Below are 17582 nucleotides of genomic sequence, written 5' to 3'. Positions count from 1 at the left end.
GCCCGGCAGGTGACCGCGCCGAATTGGTCCGGCGCGGTCACATGCCGGTGGCGCCGTCGATGCGTTCGCGCAGCATGTCCGCGTGGCCGTTGTGACGGGCGTACTCGGCCAGCAGGTGGAACATGACCCAGCGCAGCGAGATCGGCTCGCCGGTGGAGCGGCGGATGCCGGTGTCGTCCAGCGAGGCGGCCGCGGCGACGATCTCGCGGGACCTCGCGCACTCCGCCCGCCAGGTCTCCAGCGCGACCGCGAAATCGCCGCCCAGGTCGTCGAAGTCCTGGTCCGGATCGTCGTCGGAGTAGTACAGCAGCGGCACGTCCTCCTGGGCGAACTGGATGCGGAACCACCACCGCTCGACCCCGGCGAGGTGCCGCACCAGGCCGTGCAGCGAGAGTCCGGAGGGCTCGACGAGCCGGGCGGACAGCTGCTCGGCAGGCACGTCGGCGCACTTCAGGGCCAGGGTTTCCCGGTGCCAATCCAGGAAAGCGCTGAGCGTCTCCAGCTCGCTGCCGGTCCGCGGCGGCTCGGCCCGATCGCCGCCGGCCCACCGAGGCGAAGTGCTGACTGGGGTTTCCGGCACGATGCCCTCCAATCGAAGAACCCCGACCCTCCCACCCGCCCCTGACAGCGGCCGTCCGGCGGTCGTGCCGGATGGCGCTTTCGCGCGAAACCGTCATCCGCCCGCCCGGCGAACGGCGGTTTCGCGCGAAACCGGCGCCGCTGTCGTCGGGCCGCGACTGGCACCGGCGCGCGGGACGAGTGCTCGGACGGTCTCCGCGGCGGGTGCTCAGGGGGCGGAACTCATGGGGTCGCGCTGGTGAGGAGGGCTTTGACCAGGTCGGCCGGGGGCGGGCTGGGCTGGTCCGTGAAGTGGGCGAAGAACGCGGACTGGAGGCAGGCCCCGAGGAGGAGCGCGGCCAGGGCTTCCGGGTTCGCTTCCCGGTCGATTGCTCCCGCCCGCTGCTCCGCCGCGAGGTAGGCCGCGAGCTTCTCGCGCACCACGTTGGGCCCCATGTTCCGCTCCTGCAGCGCGGTTCGGTGGGCCGCCAGCAGGGTCGGCTCGGAGAACAGGGACGCCGCGATCGGGAACGTGTCGGTGTAGAAGTCGATCGCCTCGGCCGCGACCTCCTCCAGCGTTTCCCGCACGGCCCCGCGTCCCGCGCGCTCGTCCAGCGCGGCGAGCAGCTTGTGGATGTTGCTGGGCACGCGCTCCATCAGGACGCCGAGGAACAGATCGGTCTTGTCGCGGAAGTGCTTGTACAGCGCGGCTTCCGAGTAGCCGGCCTCCTTGGCGATCTCCTTGGTGGTGGCGCGGGCGAGGCCGCGGGTGCGCATCACGTGCGCTGCGGCGTCGAGCATCCGGTCGCGAGTTCCCACGGCGCACCTCTCGTTGACAAGTTGGTGAGTGTTCACCCACTATAGTGGTTAGTGAACACTCACCAACTTGACGGGGTGCGGAACATGCGGATCACGATCTTCGGCGCGACCGGCGGCACCGGAAAGCACCTGCTGGAACAGGCCTGCGCGGCGGGGCACGAGGTCACCGCGGTGGTGCGGGACCCGGCGCGGCTCGACTACGACCACCCGGGGCTGACCGTGGTGACCGCCGACGTGATGGATGCCGCCGCGATCCAGCCGCACGTGGCCGGCCGGGACGCGGTGATCTCGGCGATAGGCTCGCGCGACCTGAAGCCGACCACCATCCAGACCGACAGCACCAGGAGCATCCTCGACGCGATGACCGCCGCCGGTGCGCGCCGGTTCCTCGTGGTCAGCAACTGCGGCATGCTCTCCGATGGCGACGGTCCGGTGACCAAGCACGTGGTCAAGCCGATCCTGTGGCGCGTCCTCCGGAACCCGTGGACGGACATGGGCCACATGGAGGAGGTCGTCCGGGCCAGCGGGCTGGACTGGACGATCATCCGGCCGCCGCAGCTCACGAACGGCCCGCGCACCGGGCGGTACCGGACGGCGGTCGACCGGAACGTGCGTGGTGCCAAGCGGATCTCGCGGGCGAACGTGGCCGACTGCCTGCTGCGCGAGCTCGCCGATCCGGGCTCGGTGGGCAAGGCGATCGCGGTCGCCAACTGAACCCGCCTACTTCGTGACCAGCCCGATGTCGAAGTTCGGGAACTGGTTGATCTTGCCGTCGGTCAGCGCGACGACGGCGGTGGCGGTGCCGTCGGCCGGGTCGGCGTCCGAGTCGGTCTCCGGCGCCCCGGCGTGCTGCGGCGAGAACCCCATGCCCTCCGGCGGGACGAAGCGCAGGACGTAGGTGCTGGTGCCCTGGTTGGGCATCGCGTAGTGCCCGGTGCCGTCGGAGCCGCTGCCCCATCGGCCGATCCAGAACCGGATGTCGGGCAGCAGCGGCTCGTCCGCCTGGCGCTGCCCGTCGGCGTTGAGGTCGTGCCAGGTGACGCCGGTGATGTCGCTGCCGAGCTTGCCGAAGTCCGCGCGGCTGGTGCCGCCGGGGCGCACGTCGACGATGACCTCGTCGGGGGTGGTCATCTGGTATCCGATCGGGTTGATGCCGACCCGGTACCGGCCGGGCGGCACGCCCGGGATCTCGTACGTGGCATCGGGATTCGTCCCGACCGTCGCCACCCAGCTGCCGTCCAGGTGGTAAAGCCCGACCGCGCTGCCGCCGCTCGGTTCGCCGGGCTGCCAGACGCCGTCGGCGTTGCGGTCGAAGTAGTGCAGTCCGCGCACGGTCCCGGGCGGCGGCTCGGCCGCCGCCGGCATCGCCGTTCCCAGCAGCGCCAACGCGCTCGCCGCCACGAAAACCGCGCCTCTTCCCGTCATCACGCCTCCGCTCGCAGTGGATACCCGTTCTGCGTCGAAGACGCGCTCCATTCGGCTGAGGTTGTCCAGGTGTCCCGCGCTGTCAGCGGCGGACCCGGTAGGTGATGTGCGTGACCAGCGAGGCGGGACGTGCCGAAACCAGTTCCGGGTCCAGCGCGGCACGCCGTCGAACAGCCGCTCGCCGGCGCCGATCGCGACATCGCGGTCGGCCGCGGCCTTCTCGGCCTGGTCGAGCGATCTTCCTTGTTCCTCGTCTCATCCGATTGCATTCCGCAACCGGTGGTGGGATCATAGGCATGACCGGATGCAGAGTGCAAGCGGTTTCTGATCGAAGGAGGTCCGATGAAGGACGGGCGACGATCCGGCTGCCCGATCAACCTCTCCGTCGAGGTGCTCGGCGACAAGTGGTCGCTGGTCGTCATCCGGGACATGATGTTCGGCAACCGCAGGCACTTCCGCGAGCTGCTGAACAACTCCGAGGAAGGCATCGCCTCGAACATCCTCGCGTCGCGGTTGCAGCGCCTCGCCGAGAACGGGCTGGTGTCGAAGGCCGCCGACCCGAGCCACAAGCAGAAGGTGATCTACAGCCTCACTGAGGCCGCCATCCAGCTCGTCCCCGTCATGGCGCACCTCGGCGCGTGGGGGCGCCGCCACCTGCCGGCGACGCGCGAGCTGTCGATCCGCGCCGAACTGCTCGAACGGGGCGGCCCCGAGCTGTGGAACGAGTTCATGGACGAGTTGCGGGAGCAGCACCTGGGCATCCCGCGGCCGGCCGGCGCCGAATCGGTCTCCGCCCGCCTTCGGGTCGCCTACGAGGCGGAGCTCGCGCGGAGCGAATGAATCCGGCGGTCAGCCGTGCGCGGGCTGGGCCATGAGTTCGTGCATCCGGGACTTCACCGTGGCTTCCGGTCCTAAAATAAACGTACGACCGATCGTATTGTTATCGTAAGCGGTGTGGCAGGATGACGCCGATGGGAGATCACCGGCCCCCCGCCGGCGTCGACGAAGCGGTGCTGGACCGACGCCTGCAGCGCGGCGCGCGCACCAGGCGGACGATCGTCCGCCACGCCGTCGACGTGGCGTCGTTGGAAGGGCTCAACGGGCTCAGCCTAGGCAGGCTCGCCGCCGACCTCGGACTGAGCAAGAGCGGTGTGCAGACGCTGTTCGGAACGAAGGAGAACCTGCAGATCGCCGTGGCCGAATGCGCGCGACAGGAGTTCCACGACGCGGTCCTCGACCCCGTGCAGGCGGAGGACCGCGGTGCCGAGCGGCTGCGGGCGCTGGCCGAGCGGTGGATCGCGTACGCCGAGGAGCCGCTGTTCTCGGGCGGCTGCTTCTGGGCGGCGAGCCTGCCCGACTTCGACAGCCGGCCGGGCCCCGTGCGCGACGTGCTGTCCCGCCACCAGCAGGACTGGCGCGACGTCATCGCCGCCGAACTGCGGCATGCCGCCGACTCCGGTCAGATCGCCGACCTCGACGCGGAACTCGCGGCGTTCCAGATCGACGCGGTGCTGATCGCGGCGAACACCGCCTTCCGCCTCGGCGACGGGAAAGCCGGGGACAAGGTCCGCCGCGTCATCGACGGATTCCTGACGCCGCCGCGCTGATCCGCGCGACGAGTCCGCAAGACCGGAACACCGGCCTTTGATGCCGGTTGGGCATCTATTCCCCACCGAATCGGTATTGGTCCGGGCGAGCGCGAATGTGCAAGGCTCGCAACGTGATTCGGCCAGCTGCAACGGAGGGGCGAACGTGCCGACCGACAAGACCCTGAGCCTCGCCGAGGCGATGACCCGGTACGTCCGCGACGGGCAGACGGTGGCGATGGAGGGGTTCGGCCACCTGGTCCCGACCGCCGCCGCGCACGAGATCATCCGGCAGGGCGTCACCGGCCTGACCCTGGCGCGGATGACCGGCGACACGCTCGTGGACCAGTTGCTGGCGGCCGGGTGCGTGACCAAGCTGATCTCGTCGTTCGTCGGCAACAGCTCCGCCGGGTCGCTGCACGAGCTGCGGCGGCGCATCGAGCACCACGACCCGGAGCCGCTGGAATTCGAGGAGTACAGCCACGGCGGCATGGTCGCCCGCTACGCCGCCGGCGCGGCCAAGCTGCCGTTCGCGCCGATCCGCTCCTACACCGGCAGCGACCTGGTCGCGCTGAACCCGCAGATCAAGAGCGTCACCGATCCCTACGGCGGCGGCGAGATCCACGTGGTGCCCGCGCTGAACCCGGACGTCTCGATCATCCACGCGCAGCGCGCCGACCGGGCCGGGAACGTGCAGGCCTGGGGCATGCTCGGCGTTCAGCAGGAAGTGGCGTTCGCCGGCGGATCGGTGATCGTGACCGTCGAAGAGGTCGTCGACGACGACGTGGTCCGCTCCGACCCCAACCGCACCATCGTGCCGTCGCACGTGGTCGACGCCGTGGTGGTGTGCCCGCGCGGCGCGCACCCGGCGCCGGTGCAGGGCTACTACGACCGCGACGACCGGTTCCAGCGCGAGTGGTCGGAACGGGCCCGCGACGCGGCCGCGCTGCGGGCGTGGATCGACCGGCACATCCGCGGCACCGAGGACCACGCCGGGTTCATCGCAAGCCTCGGCGAGGGCTACTGGGACCGGCTGGAGATCGACGAGCAGCTGTCCACGCCGGTCGACTACGGGAGGCGGCGATGACCGACACCACCAGCAGCGAACTCCTCGCGGTGACCGCGGCGCGCGAACTGGCCCGCCGCCGCGTGGTCTTCGCCGGGCACGGCCTGCCGACCCTGGCGGTCTCGCTCGCCCAGCGCACCGTGTCACCGGAGATCGAGATCGTCTACGAGTCGGGCGTCACCGGCGCGCACCCGGTGGACCTGCCGCAGAGCATCGCCGACTCGATGCTCGTCACCGGCGCCGAATGCGTGCTGGGCATGCCGCAGCTGTTCAGCTACGTCCTGCAGGGGCGGCGGATCGACGTCGGATTCCTCGGCGCCGCGCAGATCGACCGGTACGGCGGCCTCAACTCGTCGATCATCGGGGACTGGGCGAAACCGAAGGCGCGGCTGCCCGGTTCCGGTGGCGCGATCGAGGTGATGGCCAACGCCGGGGAGATCTTCGTGGTGATGCGCCGGCACACCGCGCGCACGTTCGTCGAAGAGCTGGACTTCTGCACCTCGCCCAGCCCGCGCCGGGCCCGCGAGGCCGGCGGCGGCGTGCAGCCGCACGGCAAGGGCGTCACGCGGGTGATCACCGATCTGGGGATCATGGCGCGCGACGGCATCGACGACGAGCTCGAACTGGTCGCGGTGCACCCGGGCGTGACCGCCGAGCAGGTCCGCGCCGCCACCGGCTGGGACCTGAAGGTCGCCGACGACCTCGCGGAGCTCGCGCCGCCGTCCGGCGACGAGCTGCGGCTGCTGCGCGAAGAACTCGACCCGAACCGCATTTACCTGCGCTGACCAGCATCGATGCCTGTGCCGGGCCTCGCGCCGAGGCCCGGCGCAGGCGCGTCGGTGCTAGAACTACCGGTGCTCGATCCGCACTCGCACCAGGTAGGTAGCCATGGATCTTCGGCACATCGAGGCTTTCATCGCGGTGGCGGAGGAGCTGCACTTCGGCCGCGCCGCCGAGCGCCTGCACACCACGCAGCCGCCGCTGAGCCGCCAGATCCGCCAGCTGGAGCGGTCCTTGGGCGCGTCGCTGCTGTCCCGCACCACGCGCCGGGTCACGCTCACCCCGGTCGGCGAGGCGTTCCTGCCCGCCGCGCACAAGGTGATGAAGTCCGTCGAGGAGGCGGCCGCGGTGGCGGCGTCGGCGGCGCACGGCGAGATCGGGACGGTGCGCATCGGCGTCGGCGGCGTCGGGCCGCTGGCGTGCCTGCCGGGCCTGGTGAAGCGGCTCAACGCGGAGAAGCCCGGGATCGAGCTCGTCGTCGTCGGCCAGGTGTACTCGCAGGCGGGGTTCGACATGGTCGTCGACGGCAGCCTGGACCTCGCCTTCGTCCGGCTGCCCGCGGTCCGCGAGGGCGTCTCGACGCGGGTGGTGTTCGACGAGCGGCTGATCCTCGCGGTGGCGCCCGACCACCCGCTTGCCGGGGCCGAGTCCGTGGAGCTCGCCGAGCTGGCCGAGGAGCGGTTCATCGCCTACCCGCCCGGCGGCGTGTCCAGCCTCCGCGACCTCATGGTGCACGCCTGCGTGGACGCGGGTTTCACGCCCCGGATCGTCCAGTACGGGCCCGAGACGAGCACCATCATGGCGATGGTCGCCGCCGGGCTCGGGGTGACGCTGACCGTCACCTCGGTGCTCGATGTGATCAGCAACGTCGTCTTCGTGCCGCTGGCCGGCCGTCCTTACCAGACGCAGGAAGCGATCGCGTGGAGCCAGGAGCACCTCTCCCCGGCGGCCGCGGCGGTGCTGCGGATCGCCGAGGAGGTGCTCCCGACCCCGTGACCGCCCGGAATTGATGCCGGCGGCGTATCAGTCCGCGACAAATCTTGTATTGGACGAAACAAAGTTCCGCCTGCGAGGCTTCTCCTCCAGTGGCAGCAGTCACATCGGCTGCCGACCTGCCCTCAACCGCCCGCGGGCGGAGAACCCCTGTGCCACACGGGGTTTCCTCAGCGTGGAGGAGCGCATCTCTTGAGCACCGTGATTCCCCCGGCCGCGTCGCGCGCGGACGACGAGCTCGTCGTCCCGCCGGCCGACCTGCGCCGCGCGGCCGTGTCCTCGTGGCTCGGTTCTGCCTTGGAGTACATGGACTTCACCCTGTACACCCTGGCGGCGGCGCTGGTGTTCGGCCCGCTGTTCTTCCCCGAGCAGTCCCCGGCGGTGGCGCTGATCGCGAGTTTCGGCGTCTACGGCTCGGGTTTCCTGATCCGCCCGGTGGGCGGGCTGTTCTTCGGCCGGGTCGGTGACCGGCACGGGCGCAAGGTCGTGCTCATCGCCACGCTGGCGATGATGGGCCTGGCCACCGCCGGAATCGGCCTGCTGCCGACCTACGCGCAGATCGGCGTCTGGGCACCGTTGCTGCTGACCGTGCTGCGCCTGGTCCAGGGCTTCGGCGCGGGCGCGGAGCTCGCCGGCGCGTCGCTGCTGATGGTCGAGTCCGCCCCGAAGCACCGGCGCGGTTTCTTCGGCTCGGTAGTCGCGATGGGCACCAACTCCGGCATCTTCCTGGCGACGGTGCTGTGGCTGTCGCTGTCGCAGATGCCCAAGGAGCAGTTCATGAGCTGGGGCTGGCGGGTGCCGTTCCTGCTGAGCCTGGTCACCACGTTCGTCGCGCTGTACCTGCGGACGTCGGTGAAGGAATCGCCGGTGTTCGAGGAACTGCGCCGCCGCCGCGAGGCGCAGAAGCACGAGGCCGAGCACGGCGGCGTGTGGCGGGACGTGGCGAAGGCGAAGAAGCCGTTCCTGCTGTCGCTGGCCATCCGGGTCTCCGAGAACGGCGCGGTCTACCTGGTCAAGGGCTTCCTGGTCGGCTACACGGCCTCGACGCTCGGCCTCGCGGGCAGCGTCGCGACGACCGGCGTGATGATCGGGACGGTGCTCGGTTTCGGGACGGTGCCGCTGTTCGGCAAGCTCAGCGACCGGTACGGCCGCCGGCCCGTCTTCCTGGCGTTCGCGGTGTTCCAGCTGCTGTTCGCGGTGCCGGCGCTGGCGCTGATCCACACGGAGAACCCGGTGATCATCGCGATCGTGTTCGCGGTCTTCGTGGGCGGGCCGCTGCCGAACCTCTACGGCGTGGAATCCCCTTGGCTCGTCGAGATGTTCGGCGCCAAGCACCGCTACACGTTCATGTCGACGGTCAAGGAGGTCGGCGCCGTCCTGTCCGGCGGCCTGGCCCCGATCCTCACCGCCGCGGTGATGGCGGCGGCGGCCCCGGCGTGGTGGCCGATCGCGGTGATCATGCTCGCCTACGCGGCGATCGGCGTCCTCGGGGCCTGGCTGGCCCCGGAGACGAATGACCGCGACCTGGCCTCGGAAGCCGACGCCTGCTGACCGGCGGTCGACGCGGCCGGGGGAGTTCGACTCCTGAAACCGTTGTGCCCCAACGGAAACGTTCACTGGTCTCGGTCGCGTCGACCAATCCCGCGAGTTGCCCCGCACGGATCGAATCCTTAGGTCCGCAAGTGGCCCAAGCGGCTCATAGCGTGCGGAGCATGACGAACGAACAGCACGACGTACGGCCCTTCCGCATCGAAATCCCGCAGGAGCAGCTCGACGATCTGCGGTCCCGGCTGGCCGGCACCCGGTGGCCGGACGAGCTGCCCGGGGTCGGGTGGAGCCGCGGTGTCCCGGTCGGCTACCTCAAGGACCTCGCCGAGCACTGGCGCGCCGGGTACGACTGGCGCGCCCACGAGGCGGAACTCAACGCGCACCCCCAGTTCGTCACCGCCATCGACGGGCAGAACATCCACTTCCTGCACGTGCGCTCGCCGGAACCGGGCGCCACGCCGCTGGTCCTGCTGCACGGCTGGCCGGGCGGGGTCGTGGACTTCCTCGACGTCATCGGGCCGCTGTCGGATCCCCGCTCGCACGGCGGTGATCCGGCCGACGCCTTCCACCTGGTGATCCCGTCGCTGCCCGGGTTCGGGTTCTCCACGCCGCTGGCCGGGCCCGGGATGAACGTGGCGCGGATGGCCGGGCTGCTGGCGCAGCTGATGGCCCGGCTCGGGTACGACGGCTACGGCGTGCAGGGCTACGACGCGGGCGCGTGGGTCGGCCCCGCGATGGGCAAGCAGGACCCGGACCACGTCATCGGCGTCCACGTCAACGCCCTGCTCGCGTTCCCGGCCGGCATCGACGGCGAGATGGACGGCCTGACCGAGGTGGAGCAGCGGCGCTGGGAGGCGATGCAGAACTTCAACGACGGCTACCTGCAGTGCAATTCGAAGCGACCGCAGACGGTCGGCTACGGGCTGCACGACTCACCGGTCGGCCAACTGGCCTGGATCGTGGAGAAGTTCAAGGAGCTCACCGACCCGCCGGAAGGGCTGCCGGAGGAGAGCGTCGACCGCGACCGGATGCTCACGGATGTCTCGCTGTACTGGCTGACGGGAACGGCGACATCGGCGGCGCAGATCTACTACGAGGAGATCTCGGCGGCCGGCTGGATCGCGGAGCCGGCGGGCAAGGGCGAGGTGCCGACGGGCGTGCTGGTCTCGACCCACGACGTGACGATCCGCCGCTGGGCGGAGCGGGACCACGACATCGTGCACTGGACGGAACTGGAGAAGGGCGGCCACTTCCTCGCGATGGAAGAACCGGAAGCCCTCGTCGAAGACGTCCGGACCTTCTTCCGCACCCTCCGCTGAAAGGCGCCCCGCCAGGCCGGTGCGGGCGGGCCGCACCCGGCGAGGACATTCCGGCGATGTGCCGGAGTGCTAGCCGAGCGGAAGGGTGGAAACGACCGCTCTCGGCGCCTGACCGGACTCCACTTGTCTTATTCGCTGACAGGACCAGGGCGATCTGGGACGCGTACTGGGCGTACCTCGCCGCCCGTAGGTGCGATTTGACCGGCAGTTAGCGCGATTTCGCTGGTCATGGCCGAACCGGACGGCGGGAACGCTCCGCATCGCGGGGGCTGGGCCCCGCGATGAGATGACGAGACGAAGGGTTCGCGCTTTCCGCGAACACACCACGCCTGGAGTCTCGTGGGGCCGGAGGGACTCGAACCCTCACTGGCTAGGACCTAAACCTAGTGCCTCTGCCAATTGGGCTACGGCCCCGCACGGCACAGCCTAGCGCGTGGGGTGATCTTGGCAGCACGGGCGTTCCCGACCGAGGCTCCCGCGCGCCCACTCGACGGGGCGCGTACCGGACGTGGTCAGTCCGCGCTCCCGTCGACGTCCAGCGAGATGGCGTTCTTGGCGCGGTTCAGGGACTCCTCGGGTGCGGGACCGTCGGGGTTCTCGGTCGCCAGGGCCTGGTTGAGCGCGACGAACGGGCGCATCCGCCGTTCGTAGGCGGCGAAGGCGGAGGTGTGGTCGATGCCGGGCCGGCCCAGTTCCTCGGCGAGGACGTATGCGCCGACCAGGGCCAGGCTGGTGCCCTGCCCGGACAGCACCGAGGCGCAGTAGCCGGCGTCGCCGACCAGCGCTACCCGGCCAGTCGTCCACCGGTCCATGTGGATCTGGGACATCACGTCGAAGTAGAAGTCCGGTGCCTCCGCCATCGCCGACAGCAGTTTCGGGACTTCCCAGCCGAGGCCGGCCAGCCGCTCGGCCATGAGCTGCTTCTGCTGTTCGGTGTCCCGGTAGTCGTAGGTCACCGGCTCGGACCTGAAGCCGAGGGTGACCCGCAGTTCGGTGTTGTCGCGCACCGGGTAGACGCCGCCACCGGCGCCCGTGGCCCCGTCCTGGAACCACACCTGCCAGTTGTCCAGGCCCAGGAAGTTGGTCATCGGGAAGATCGCCAGGTACTGGCCGAGATGCGAGCTGAACTGCTGCTCCGGCCCGAAGGCGAGCCGCCGCACGGTGGAGTGCAGGCCGTCCGCGCCGATGACGAAGTCGAAGGTGCGGAAGCCGCCGTGCTCGAACTCGACCCGGACGCCGCGCTCGTCCTGCCGCAGGGCGGTGATCGAGTCGCCGAAGACGTACTCGACCTGGTCCTTCGTCGCCTCGTGCAGCATCGCGGTGAGGTCCTCGCGCAGCAGTTCAACGTCCTCGTTGTCCAACCGGCCGCCGCTGATCGTGTGCTCTTCGGACCGGAACAGTTCGTTGCCTGCACTGTCCAACATGGACATCCCGCGCATCCGGGTGCGTGCGGCCCGGATCCGCTCACCGAGGCCCATCCGGTCCACCACGTCGAGCGCGACGCCGCGGATGTCGATCGCCTGGCCGCCATTGCGCGGGCCGGGGCTTCGCTCCACCACCGTCACCGAGAAGCCCTTGCGCTGCAGCCAGTAGGCCAGGGCCGGGCCGGCGATGCTGGCTCCGGAGATCAGGACGTTCCGCATGGGTTGCTCCACTGATGAGACGATGTACGCGTTAGTGATTGCGCTGCACACAGTGCCAGTTCGCCCGCAGAAGCGCCAAAGCTGACGTAGTACAGTTGGGCATCTGTACTAGCACAGATGAGAGAAGCGCATGCCGCCGGAACCGCGTTACCTGGCCATCGCCGCCGAGCTCCGGCGCCGGATCGAGCAAGGCGAGCTGGTCCCCGGCGCCAAGGTGCCGTCCACCCGCAGGATCGCCGCCGAGTGGGGCGTTGCGGCCGCCACCGCGGCCAAAGCTCTGGCGGCTTTGAAGCAGGAGGGCCTGATCCGTGCCGAGCCCCGCTCGGGCAACGTGGTCGAGGGCCCCAGCCGCACGGCGGCGACGAAGCCCGCCCACCGGCCCGTGCCGCGCGGCCGACCGGAAGACCTCACTCGTGGCCGGATCGTGCAAGCCGCCATCGAGATCGCCGACAACGAGGGGCTGGCCGTGCTGTCGATGCGCGGCGTCGCGGCCTGGCTCGGCGTCGCGCCGATGTCGTTGTACCGCCACGTGGCCGGAAAGGATCAGCTGGTCAGGCTGATGGCCGACGCCGCGTTCGGCGAGCGCGGCTACCCGGCCCAGTCGCCGACCGGCTGGCGGGCTCGCCTGGAGCTCTGCGCGCGCACCCTGTGGTCGCTGTACCGGCGGCATCCGTGGCTGGCCCAGCTGAGCCCGATCACCAGACCGCTGCCGCTGCCCAACCTGGCGGTGCACGCGGAGTGGGCGCTCGCCGCGCTGGACGGCCTGAACCTCGGCGCAGCCGCCATGTGCGACCTGCACGTGCTGTTCTTCAGCCACGTTCAGGGCATCGCGGTCCACCTCGAACGGGAACAGCAGGCGCTCGGTGCGTCCGGGGTGTCCGAGGACGAGTGGATGGACAGCCAGGCGCCGACCCTGGAGGCGATCATCGGCACGGGCCGCTACCCGACATTCGCCAGGGTGCTGACCACGCTGTCCGCCGAAGGCTACGACCTGATCCTGGACGACCTGTTCGATCTGGGCCTGCGCCTGCTGCTCGACGGCCTGGCCACGCGGATCCACCGCATGACCGGCTAGGGCCGTGTTTTAGGTGGCGGGTGAGTCTTGGGCGGATAGTTCTTCGGCCAGTTCCATACAGCGCAGGCGGGCCGGGGAGAAGTCGTAGGGCATCTTGCCGATGGCTTCGAACACGCTCATGGAGTCAGCCTCCCGCCTGCCAGAGCCGAGGTCGGCCTCGTCCTCGCCGTCATCGGCGGTAGCAGGGTGCAAAGCGTCCCAGGCGTCAAAGAGGGCATCGTCGTCCTTACCCAGGCCGGACTCCTCGATGACGGCATGCAGGGCGCTTTCGAAGGCGTGCCGCTCGACGGCCACTTGAGCCACCCGTGGATCATCGACGGCGACGCTGTCATCGAGTGCCTCCTCGGCGTCATCGACGCGGTCGGAATCCTCCCGCAGAGCGGGATGCGTGGCCAGGACGACGAAGCGGGTGGCCTGGACGGCCGCGCCGAGCGGGCCGAAGATCCGCTCAGTGACCAGCAGACTGTCCAGGTCCGCCTGACGCAGGGAGCCCTCGGGCAGGCTCTTGAGGAGTTCGGTGACGAAGTCGGAGAGCAGGCCCATCCGGCTGCCTTCGGCGCGCATCCGCTGCACGGCGGTCCGTTGCCGCCGCAATTCCGCCTCCTGCTCGGCGAGGGTTCCCTCCAACCGCTCCAGGATGCCCGCGATACCTTCTCCGCTGTCCGCACCGGCGGAAGCCGTGCCGGTGGTAAAGGCGTCACGGATGTCGTCCAGGGCGATCCCGGCGTCGGCCATCTTGCGAATCCACAGCAAGCGGATCATGTCCTCGTACCCGTAGCGGCGGCGGTCATCGCCGCCCCGCTCAGGCTCGGGGAGCAGGCCGATCTCGTGGTAATGGCGAATCGCCCGTGGCGTGCTGCCGGCGAAGGCCGCCGCGTCACCGATCTTGACCTGGCGGGGTGGCATGAAAGACGAATGCATGAGCAGGGACCTTTCCTCAAGGGATCGGGACGTAAGTCCACCGGACCACATGCCGCTACGGAAGGTGCAACCCCATACGCACCGCTCCGTGCCAATGCCAGGAAATGCGCCCTTCCTGGTTCGGCGCTCACTCCGCCTGGCGGTTCCTTCTGCACAGCACCGCGCCGGCGGGCACCGGCAGCATGCTGGTGTGCCCGGCAGATGGTGGAGTCGACATTGACCTCCCAGAAGATCAGCCCGGCCGCATCAGCCCTCGCCTGCAACAACGTCAGCAGCCGGGCCCACACACCCCGACGCTGCCATCTCCGGAACAGTCCATACACCGTCTGCCACGGTCCGTACTCGAACGGCAGGTCCCGCCACGGAACTCCGGTCCGAACCCGCCACCGCACACCGTCTACCAGCCACCGACAGCAAGGCCACCACGGTGGTGAAGCGCTGTGATCTGAACTTCCCCATGGGGATAGGCTGGCGTTCCACAGCTACGGGAGACGCCAGGCGCAGACCACGGCTTCGTCATCCGCGCCAGGCGGGGCACTCTCGTGGTGCCTCCTTCGACTGGCGGTCGGGCTGCCGAGGATCCGGCCAGTGCGGCGCTTTTGCGAGAAGGCAGGTCAACATGGCCGCGGCGGACGAGGCGAACGACCATCGACACTCGATGAAGTCCACCACCACCCGCTGGGTTTCGTGGACGTTGGCTGCGACGGTCATGGCCGTTGGTCTGCTGCTCTACGTCGGGGCATCGATCGTGTTCCGGGCCAACTACGAGATCTACCCCGTCTCTTCTCCCGACATGACGAACACCGTGCAGTCCGGAGACGATGCGATCGTCACTGTGGCGGGTGATCGTGACGTGCAGCGGGGCGACATCGTCGTTTTCGACGGGTCGTCCTGGTCCTTTGACGAGCCGTTCATCAAGAGGGTCGTCGCGATCGCCGGAGACACGGTGTCCTGTTGTGACCAGCAGGGCCGGATTCAGGTGAACGGCACGTCGATCTCCGAGGACTACGTCCGCCACGACGACCCTTGGGCTGACCAAGCCGGGCAGTTGCCGTTTGCAGAGGCTGTGCCCCAGGGCATGGTCTTCGTCCTTGGTGACTGGCGGGCGAACTCCGCCGACTCCCGATTTCATCGCGACCAGCAAGGACGAGGAAGCATCCCCACTACCGCGATCACGGGACGGGTCGTGGGAATCCACAAGCCCTGGACCGCCCCAAGCGCCGTGCCGCCGACCTCTGCGTTCACTGACGTCGGCCTGGCCACGCCCACCCCAGCGGATCATCGTTATAGCTACCTGCTCTGGGCGACGCCCGTCAGCGCAATGCTTTGCGGGATCGCGTCCGTGTGGCTCCTTGTCCTCGCAGCGACCACGCTCGTGCGCAGGCTGCGACGAGGACGGCGCAGTCCAGAAGGTGGGAGTGCTCTCCCACGCCACGGCTTCTAGGCAGCGCTAGCTCCAGCACCATGGCTCCAACCCGCAGCCGGCGGGGTCGCGGTGTGCGCCCTGGACCGGCTGGCGATCGCGGGCATGGCCCCGGCCCCGCGGGCGCCGGGAGTCAGCATCCCCGTAACGAACCGGACAACTGTCACTGGTGCGTGTTCAAGAGGTCGAGAGTTCGGGTTGTGACGCGTTGTGGACCTAACGAACCACGACCCGAACTCTTCGGTCGTCAGATGCGGCCACTCGAATCGTCAAGGAGCCGGGGCTCCCGCTCGGTGAGCGCGAGCAGACCGGCAGGCAAGGCGATCGCGAGGCCGAGTGCGACCATGAGCAGTGCGGCGGTCGACGGCGCGAGATGATCGAGCATGGTCAGATGTACGAAGAAGTGCGGGACCGCCCAGGTCAGGTACATGACGAGCGCGGTCCGAGTGATCCACTGTCCCATGTTGATGGTCGCGGCGCCGAGTACCACGGCGCTGGCGAGTGTCATGGCGCCGTAGTCAAGCATCAGGTGCTTGTTGTAGGCCATGCCCATGCCGACCACCTCTAGCGCGAAGAACCGCGCAGGGAGGAGCAATGCCCACAAACCAACGACGAGCTGGGTCGCCGCGAGAAACCCGAGGCCGACGCGAAGCCACCGCCGCATCACCGGCTCCGTCCGTGCGCACGGTCTCCGGCGAGGAAATCGTCGAAGGTGATCTGCCCTGCCGCCCGACTCGGGGTGATGTGATGGCCCGCGCGATAGTCCCGGATCGCCTTGCCAGGCAAGGGAACCGTCCACACCGGCCGACGACGGCCGATCGCCAGGAGGTACCTGCGGGCCAGGTCGGCGGCCTCTCGCACCTCCGGGCCGCCGATGTCCGGCACCCGGTTCGCGGCTGGTCCTGCCGCGAACGCGACCAGTTGGTCGGCCACCTCCGTGACGTCGATCGGCTGGAAACGCACCTTCGACGGCATCAGCACCACCGGCAGCAGGCGCTGGACCTCGCACATGGCGGCGATCAGGTCATGGAACTGGGTCGCGCGCAGGATCGTCCACGGCAGCCCAGAGCGCTCGACCAGCCGTTCGCACGCCAGCTTCGCCCGGTAGTAGCCGAGCGCGACGTTCTCTATACCGACGATCGACACGTACACCAGGTGCGGGCTGCCCGCCGCTTTCGCGGCCTCGATCAGGTTGTCGGTCGCGGCCACATCGCCTCGCCCGTTGGTGGTCGCCAGGTGGATGATCACGTCCGCTTCGGCGGCCGCGCCTACCAGCCCGCCGCCGCTGCGCAGATCACCCGTCACCCAGCGGTGAGCGGCAGGCTCGCGCCTCCCGCGGGTCAGCACCCGCACGTCGTGGCCCGCATCGAGCAGCCGTGGCACCAGCGCGCGCCCGAGCCGTCCAGTGCCGCCGGTGACCAGAATCCGTTTCGCCATGTCTCGCTACGTGGTGGCCGAATCTCGCCTTGCACCACTAGGAACCGAATGACTCCTCGGAACGTGACAACCGGGCCAGTTGCGTGCCGACGAACCGGAGCTTGTCCGGGTTGGCGGCTATCCGGATGCCGGTAATCCGGCCGTCCGCGATTTCCGGCACGAACACACCGAGCAACGTGGACGCGGACCGAGCGAGTAGCCCCGGAGTCCCGTTCACCTCGTAAATGGACACCGTGAGACCTTCGACATACCGGCTGGTGACAGTCGCCAGATACCGCGCCACCTTCGCCGCGCCGCGCACCGGCAACCGGGCGACACCGAGCGTGCCGCCGCCATCGGCGACCGATGTGACGTCCTCGGCGAGCATCCGCTCCAGGCCTGCGAGGTCACCGCCACGCGCGGCGTCGAGGAACCGCTCGACCAGCATCCGATTCTCGGAGGGGTCGCCCGCGGACCGCAGGGGCCGGACGACCGACAGGCGTTTCCGTGCCCGGCTGTGCAGCTGTCGGCAGTTCGACTCCGAAAGCTCGACCAGCTCGGCCACCTCGCGATGGCTGTAGCCGAATGCCTCGCGCAGCACGAAAACCGCCCGCTCTGCTGGGGTGAGCCGTTCGGCGAGCACCAGGAAGGCCAGCGATACCGTGTCCCGTTGCTCGGCCGTCTCCATCGGCCCCAGCGCGCTATCGGAGGTCAGCACCGGCTCCGGCAACCACGACCCGACATAGCGTTCTCGACGAACCGGGGCCGATCCGAGCCGGTTCAGGCACAAGTTCGTGGCGACTTTGACCAGCCACGCGGAGGGATCCTCGACCGAGCCGGGTTCGGTGCCGTGCCATCGCAGGAAGACGTCCTGAACGACATCGTCCGCGTCCGCGGCCGAACCGAGCATCCGGTACGCCAGCCCGAACAGCCGCGGCCGCTGCCGCTCGAACTCCGCGACCGGCGCGGATCCGGGGCTTCCCCCTGGGCGGTTCACGGCCGTGATTCTC

18 protein-coding genes, 1 tRNA gene and 1 pseudogene are annotated in these 17582 nt (G+C 69.5%); 10 read left to right on the top strand and 10 right to left on the bottom strand.

What is annotated here, in order from left to right; all coding sequences use genetic code 11:
* Positions 1–37: 37 nt before the first annotated feature.
* Together BLW84_RS05155 and BLW84_RS05150 are read right to left on the bottom strand one after the other, a co-directional pair.
* On the bottom strand, positions 38–580 hold the full coding sequence (locus BLW84_RS05155) for a DinB family protein (RefSeq protein WP_093262380.1): 543 nt from the start codon (positions 578–580) through the stop codon (positions 38–40).
* A gap of 221 nt (positions 581–801) precedes the next feature.
* Positions 802–1377: a TetR/AcrR family transcriptional regulator gene (locus BLW84_RS05150; RefSeq protein WP_218157206.1), complete on the bottom strand. Its 576-nt coding sequence runs from the start codon at positions 1375–1377 to the stop codon at positions 802–804.
* 84 nt (positions 1378–1461) lie between these two features.
* Between BLW84_RS05150 and BLW84_RS05145 the strand changes: the two genes are divergently transcribed.
* Positions 1462–2091 (top strand): NAD(P)-dependent oxidoreductase, encoded by a 630-nt coding sequence (locus tag BLW84_RS05145; RefSeq protein WP_093261847.1) that lies wholly within the window; start codon positions 1462–1464, stop codon positions 2089–2091.
* A 6-nt stretch (positions 2092–2097) separates the two neighbouring features.
* Here BLW84_RS05145 and BLW84_RS05140 read toward each other — a convergent pair whose 3' ends face one another.
* Positions 2098–2802 (bottom strand): SdrD B-like domain-containing protein, encoded by a 705-nt coding sequence (locus BLW84_RS05140; RefSeq protein WP_177226293.1) that lies wholly within the window; start codon positions 2800–2802, stop codon positions 2098–2100.
* 342 nt (positions 2803–3144) lie between these two features.
* Between BLW84_RS05140 and BLW84_RS05135 the strand changes: the two genes are divergently transcribed.
* The 7 genes from BLW84_RS05135 to BLW84_RS05105 all read left to right on the top strand — a co-directional run bounded on the left by BLW84_RS05135 (position 3145) and on the right by BLW84_RS05105 (position 10094).
* Positions 3145–3642, top strand: a complete 498-nt coding sequence (locus BLW84_RS05135; RefSeq protein ID WP_093261845.1) for a winged helix-turn-helix transcriptional regulator — start codon at positions 3145–3147, stop codon at positions 3640–3642.
* Between the two features lie 131 nt (positions 3643–3773).
* Positions 3774–4409, top strand: a complete 636-nt coding sequence (locus BLW84_RS05130) for a TetR/AcrR family transcriptional regulator (protein WP_177226292.1) — start codon at positions 3774–3776, stop codon at positions 4407–4409.
* Between the two features lie 145 nt (positions 4410–4554).
* Entirely contained in the window at positions 4555–5475 is a 921-nt protein-coding gene (locus BLW84_RS05125) for a CoA transferase subunit A (protein ID WP_281247361.1), read from the top strand.
* On the top strand, positions 5472–6239 hold the full coding sequence (locus BLW84_RS05120; RefSeq protein ID WP_093261837.1) for a CoA-transferase subunit beta: 768 nt from the start codon (positions 5472–5474) through the stop codon (positions 6237–6239). Before BLW84_RS05125 ends, BLW84_RS05120 begins: the two co-directional genes overlap by 4 nt.
* Before the next feature lie 103 nt (positions 6240–6342).
* Positions 6343–7230: a LysR family transcriptional regulator gene (locus BLW84_RS05115; RefSeq protein WP_093261835.1), complete on the top strand. Its 888-nt coding sequence runs from the start codon at positions 6343–6345 to the stop codon at positions 7228–7230.
* A 198-nt stretch (positions 7231–7428) separates the two neighbouring features.
* Complete coding sequence (locus BLW84_RS05110; protein WP_245760974.1) at positions 7429–8778, top strand: MFS transporter; 1350 nt, start codon at positions 7429–7431, stop codon at positions 8776–8778.
* 161 nt (positions 8779–8939) lie between these two features.
* Complete coding sequence (locus BLW84_RS05105) at positions 8940–10094, top strand: epoxide hydrolase family protein (protein WP_093261833.1); 1155 nt, start codon at positions 8940–8942, stop codon at positions 10092–10094.
* Positions 10095–10434: 340 nt separating this feature from the next.
* On the opposite strand, the gene BLW84_RS05100 is transcribed toward BLW84_RS05105, so the two are convergent.
* Positions 10435–10508: transfer RNA gene (locus BLW84_RS05100), tRNA-Leu, on the bottom strand.
* A gap of 98 nt (positions 10509–10606) precedes the next feature.
* Positions 10607–11737 (bottom strand): FAD-dependent monooxygenase, encoded by a 1131-nt coding sequence (locus BLW84_RS05095; RefSeq protein WP_093261830.1) that lies wholly within the window; start codon positions 11735–11737, stop codon positions 10607–10609.
* Positions 11738–11867: 130 nt separating this feature from the next.
* On the opposite strand from BLW84_RS05095, the gene BLW84_RS05090 reads away from it, so the two are divergent.
* The gene (locus BLW84_RS05090) at positions 11868–12812 is read left to right on the top strand and encodes a TetR/AcrR family transcriptional regulator (RefSeq protein ID WP_093261828.1); all 945 of its coding nucleotides are present in this window, start codon (positions 11868–11870) and stop codon (positions 12810–12812) included.
* Positions 12813–12821: 9 nt separating this feature from the next.
* Here the strand turns inward: BLW84_RS05090 and BLW84_RS05085 are convergent, their stop codons facing one another.
* Together BLW84_RS05085 and BLW84_RS05080 are read right to left on the bottom strand one after the other, a co-directional pair.
* Complete coding sequence (locus BLW84_RS05085) at positions 12822–13733, bottom strand: MerR family transcriptional regulator (protein ID WP_093261826.1); 912 nt, start codon at positions 13731–13733, stop codon at positions 12822–12824.
* 164 nt (positions 13734–13897) lie between these two features.
* Positions 13898–14215 (bottom strand): annotated as a pseudogene (locus tag BLW84_RS05080) (transposase); the annotation flags it as partial.
* Between the two features lie 137 nt (positions 14216–14352).
* On the opposite strand from BLW84_RS05080, the gene lepB reads away from it, so the two are divergent.
* The gene (lepB, locus tag BLW84_RS05075; protein ID WP_177226291.1) at positions 14353–15177 is read left to right on the top strand and encodes a signal peptidase I; all 825 of its coding nucleotides are present in this window, start codon (positions 14353–14355) and stop codon (positions 15175–15177) included.
* Positions 15178–15403: 226 nt separating this feature from the next.
* Here the strand turns inward: lepB and BLW84_RS05070 are convergent, their stop codons facing one another.
* From BLW84_RS05070 to BLW84_RS05060, 3 genes are read right to left on the bottom strand one after another with little or no spacing between them, the layout of a single operon-like run.
* Complete coding sequence (locus tag BLW84_RS05070; RefSeq protein ID WP_093261821.1) at positions 15404–15820, bottom strand: hypothetical protein; 417 nt, start codon at positions 15818–15820, stop codon at positions 15404–15406.
* A complete protein-coding gene (locus BLW84_RS05065; protein WP_093261818.1) occupies positions 15820–16593 on the bottom strand; it encodes an SDR family oxidoreductase in 774 nt (257 codons plus the stop codon). The genes BLW84_RS05070 and BLW84_RS05065 overlap by 1 nt, the downstream gene beginning before the upstream one ends.
* A gap of 37 nt (positions 16594–16630) precedes the next feature.
* On the bottom strand, positions 16631–17569 hold the full coding sequence (locus BLW84_RS05060) for an RNA polymerase sigma-70 factor (protein WP_093261816.1): 939 nt from the start codon (positions 17567–17569) through the stop codon (positions 16631–16633).
* Positions 17570–17582: the final 13 nt, after the last annotated feature.

Origin of the sequence: Saccharopolyspora shandongensis (assembly GCF_900106995.1) — a bacterium.
Taxonomy (GTDB): Bacteria; Actinomycetota; Actinomycetes; order Mycobacteriales; family Pseudonocardiaceae; genus Saccharopolyspora; species Saccharopolyspora shandongensis.
The sequence above is the reverse complement of the archived record's forward strand: the minus strand, read 5'-3'. Positions and strand labels throughout refer to the sequence as shown.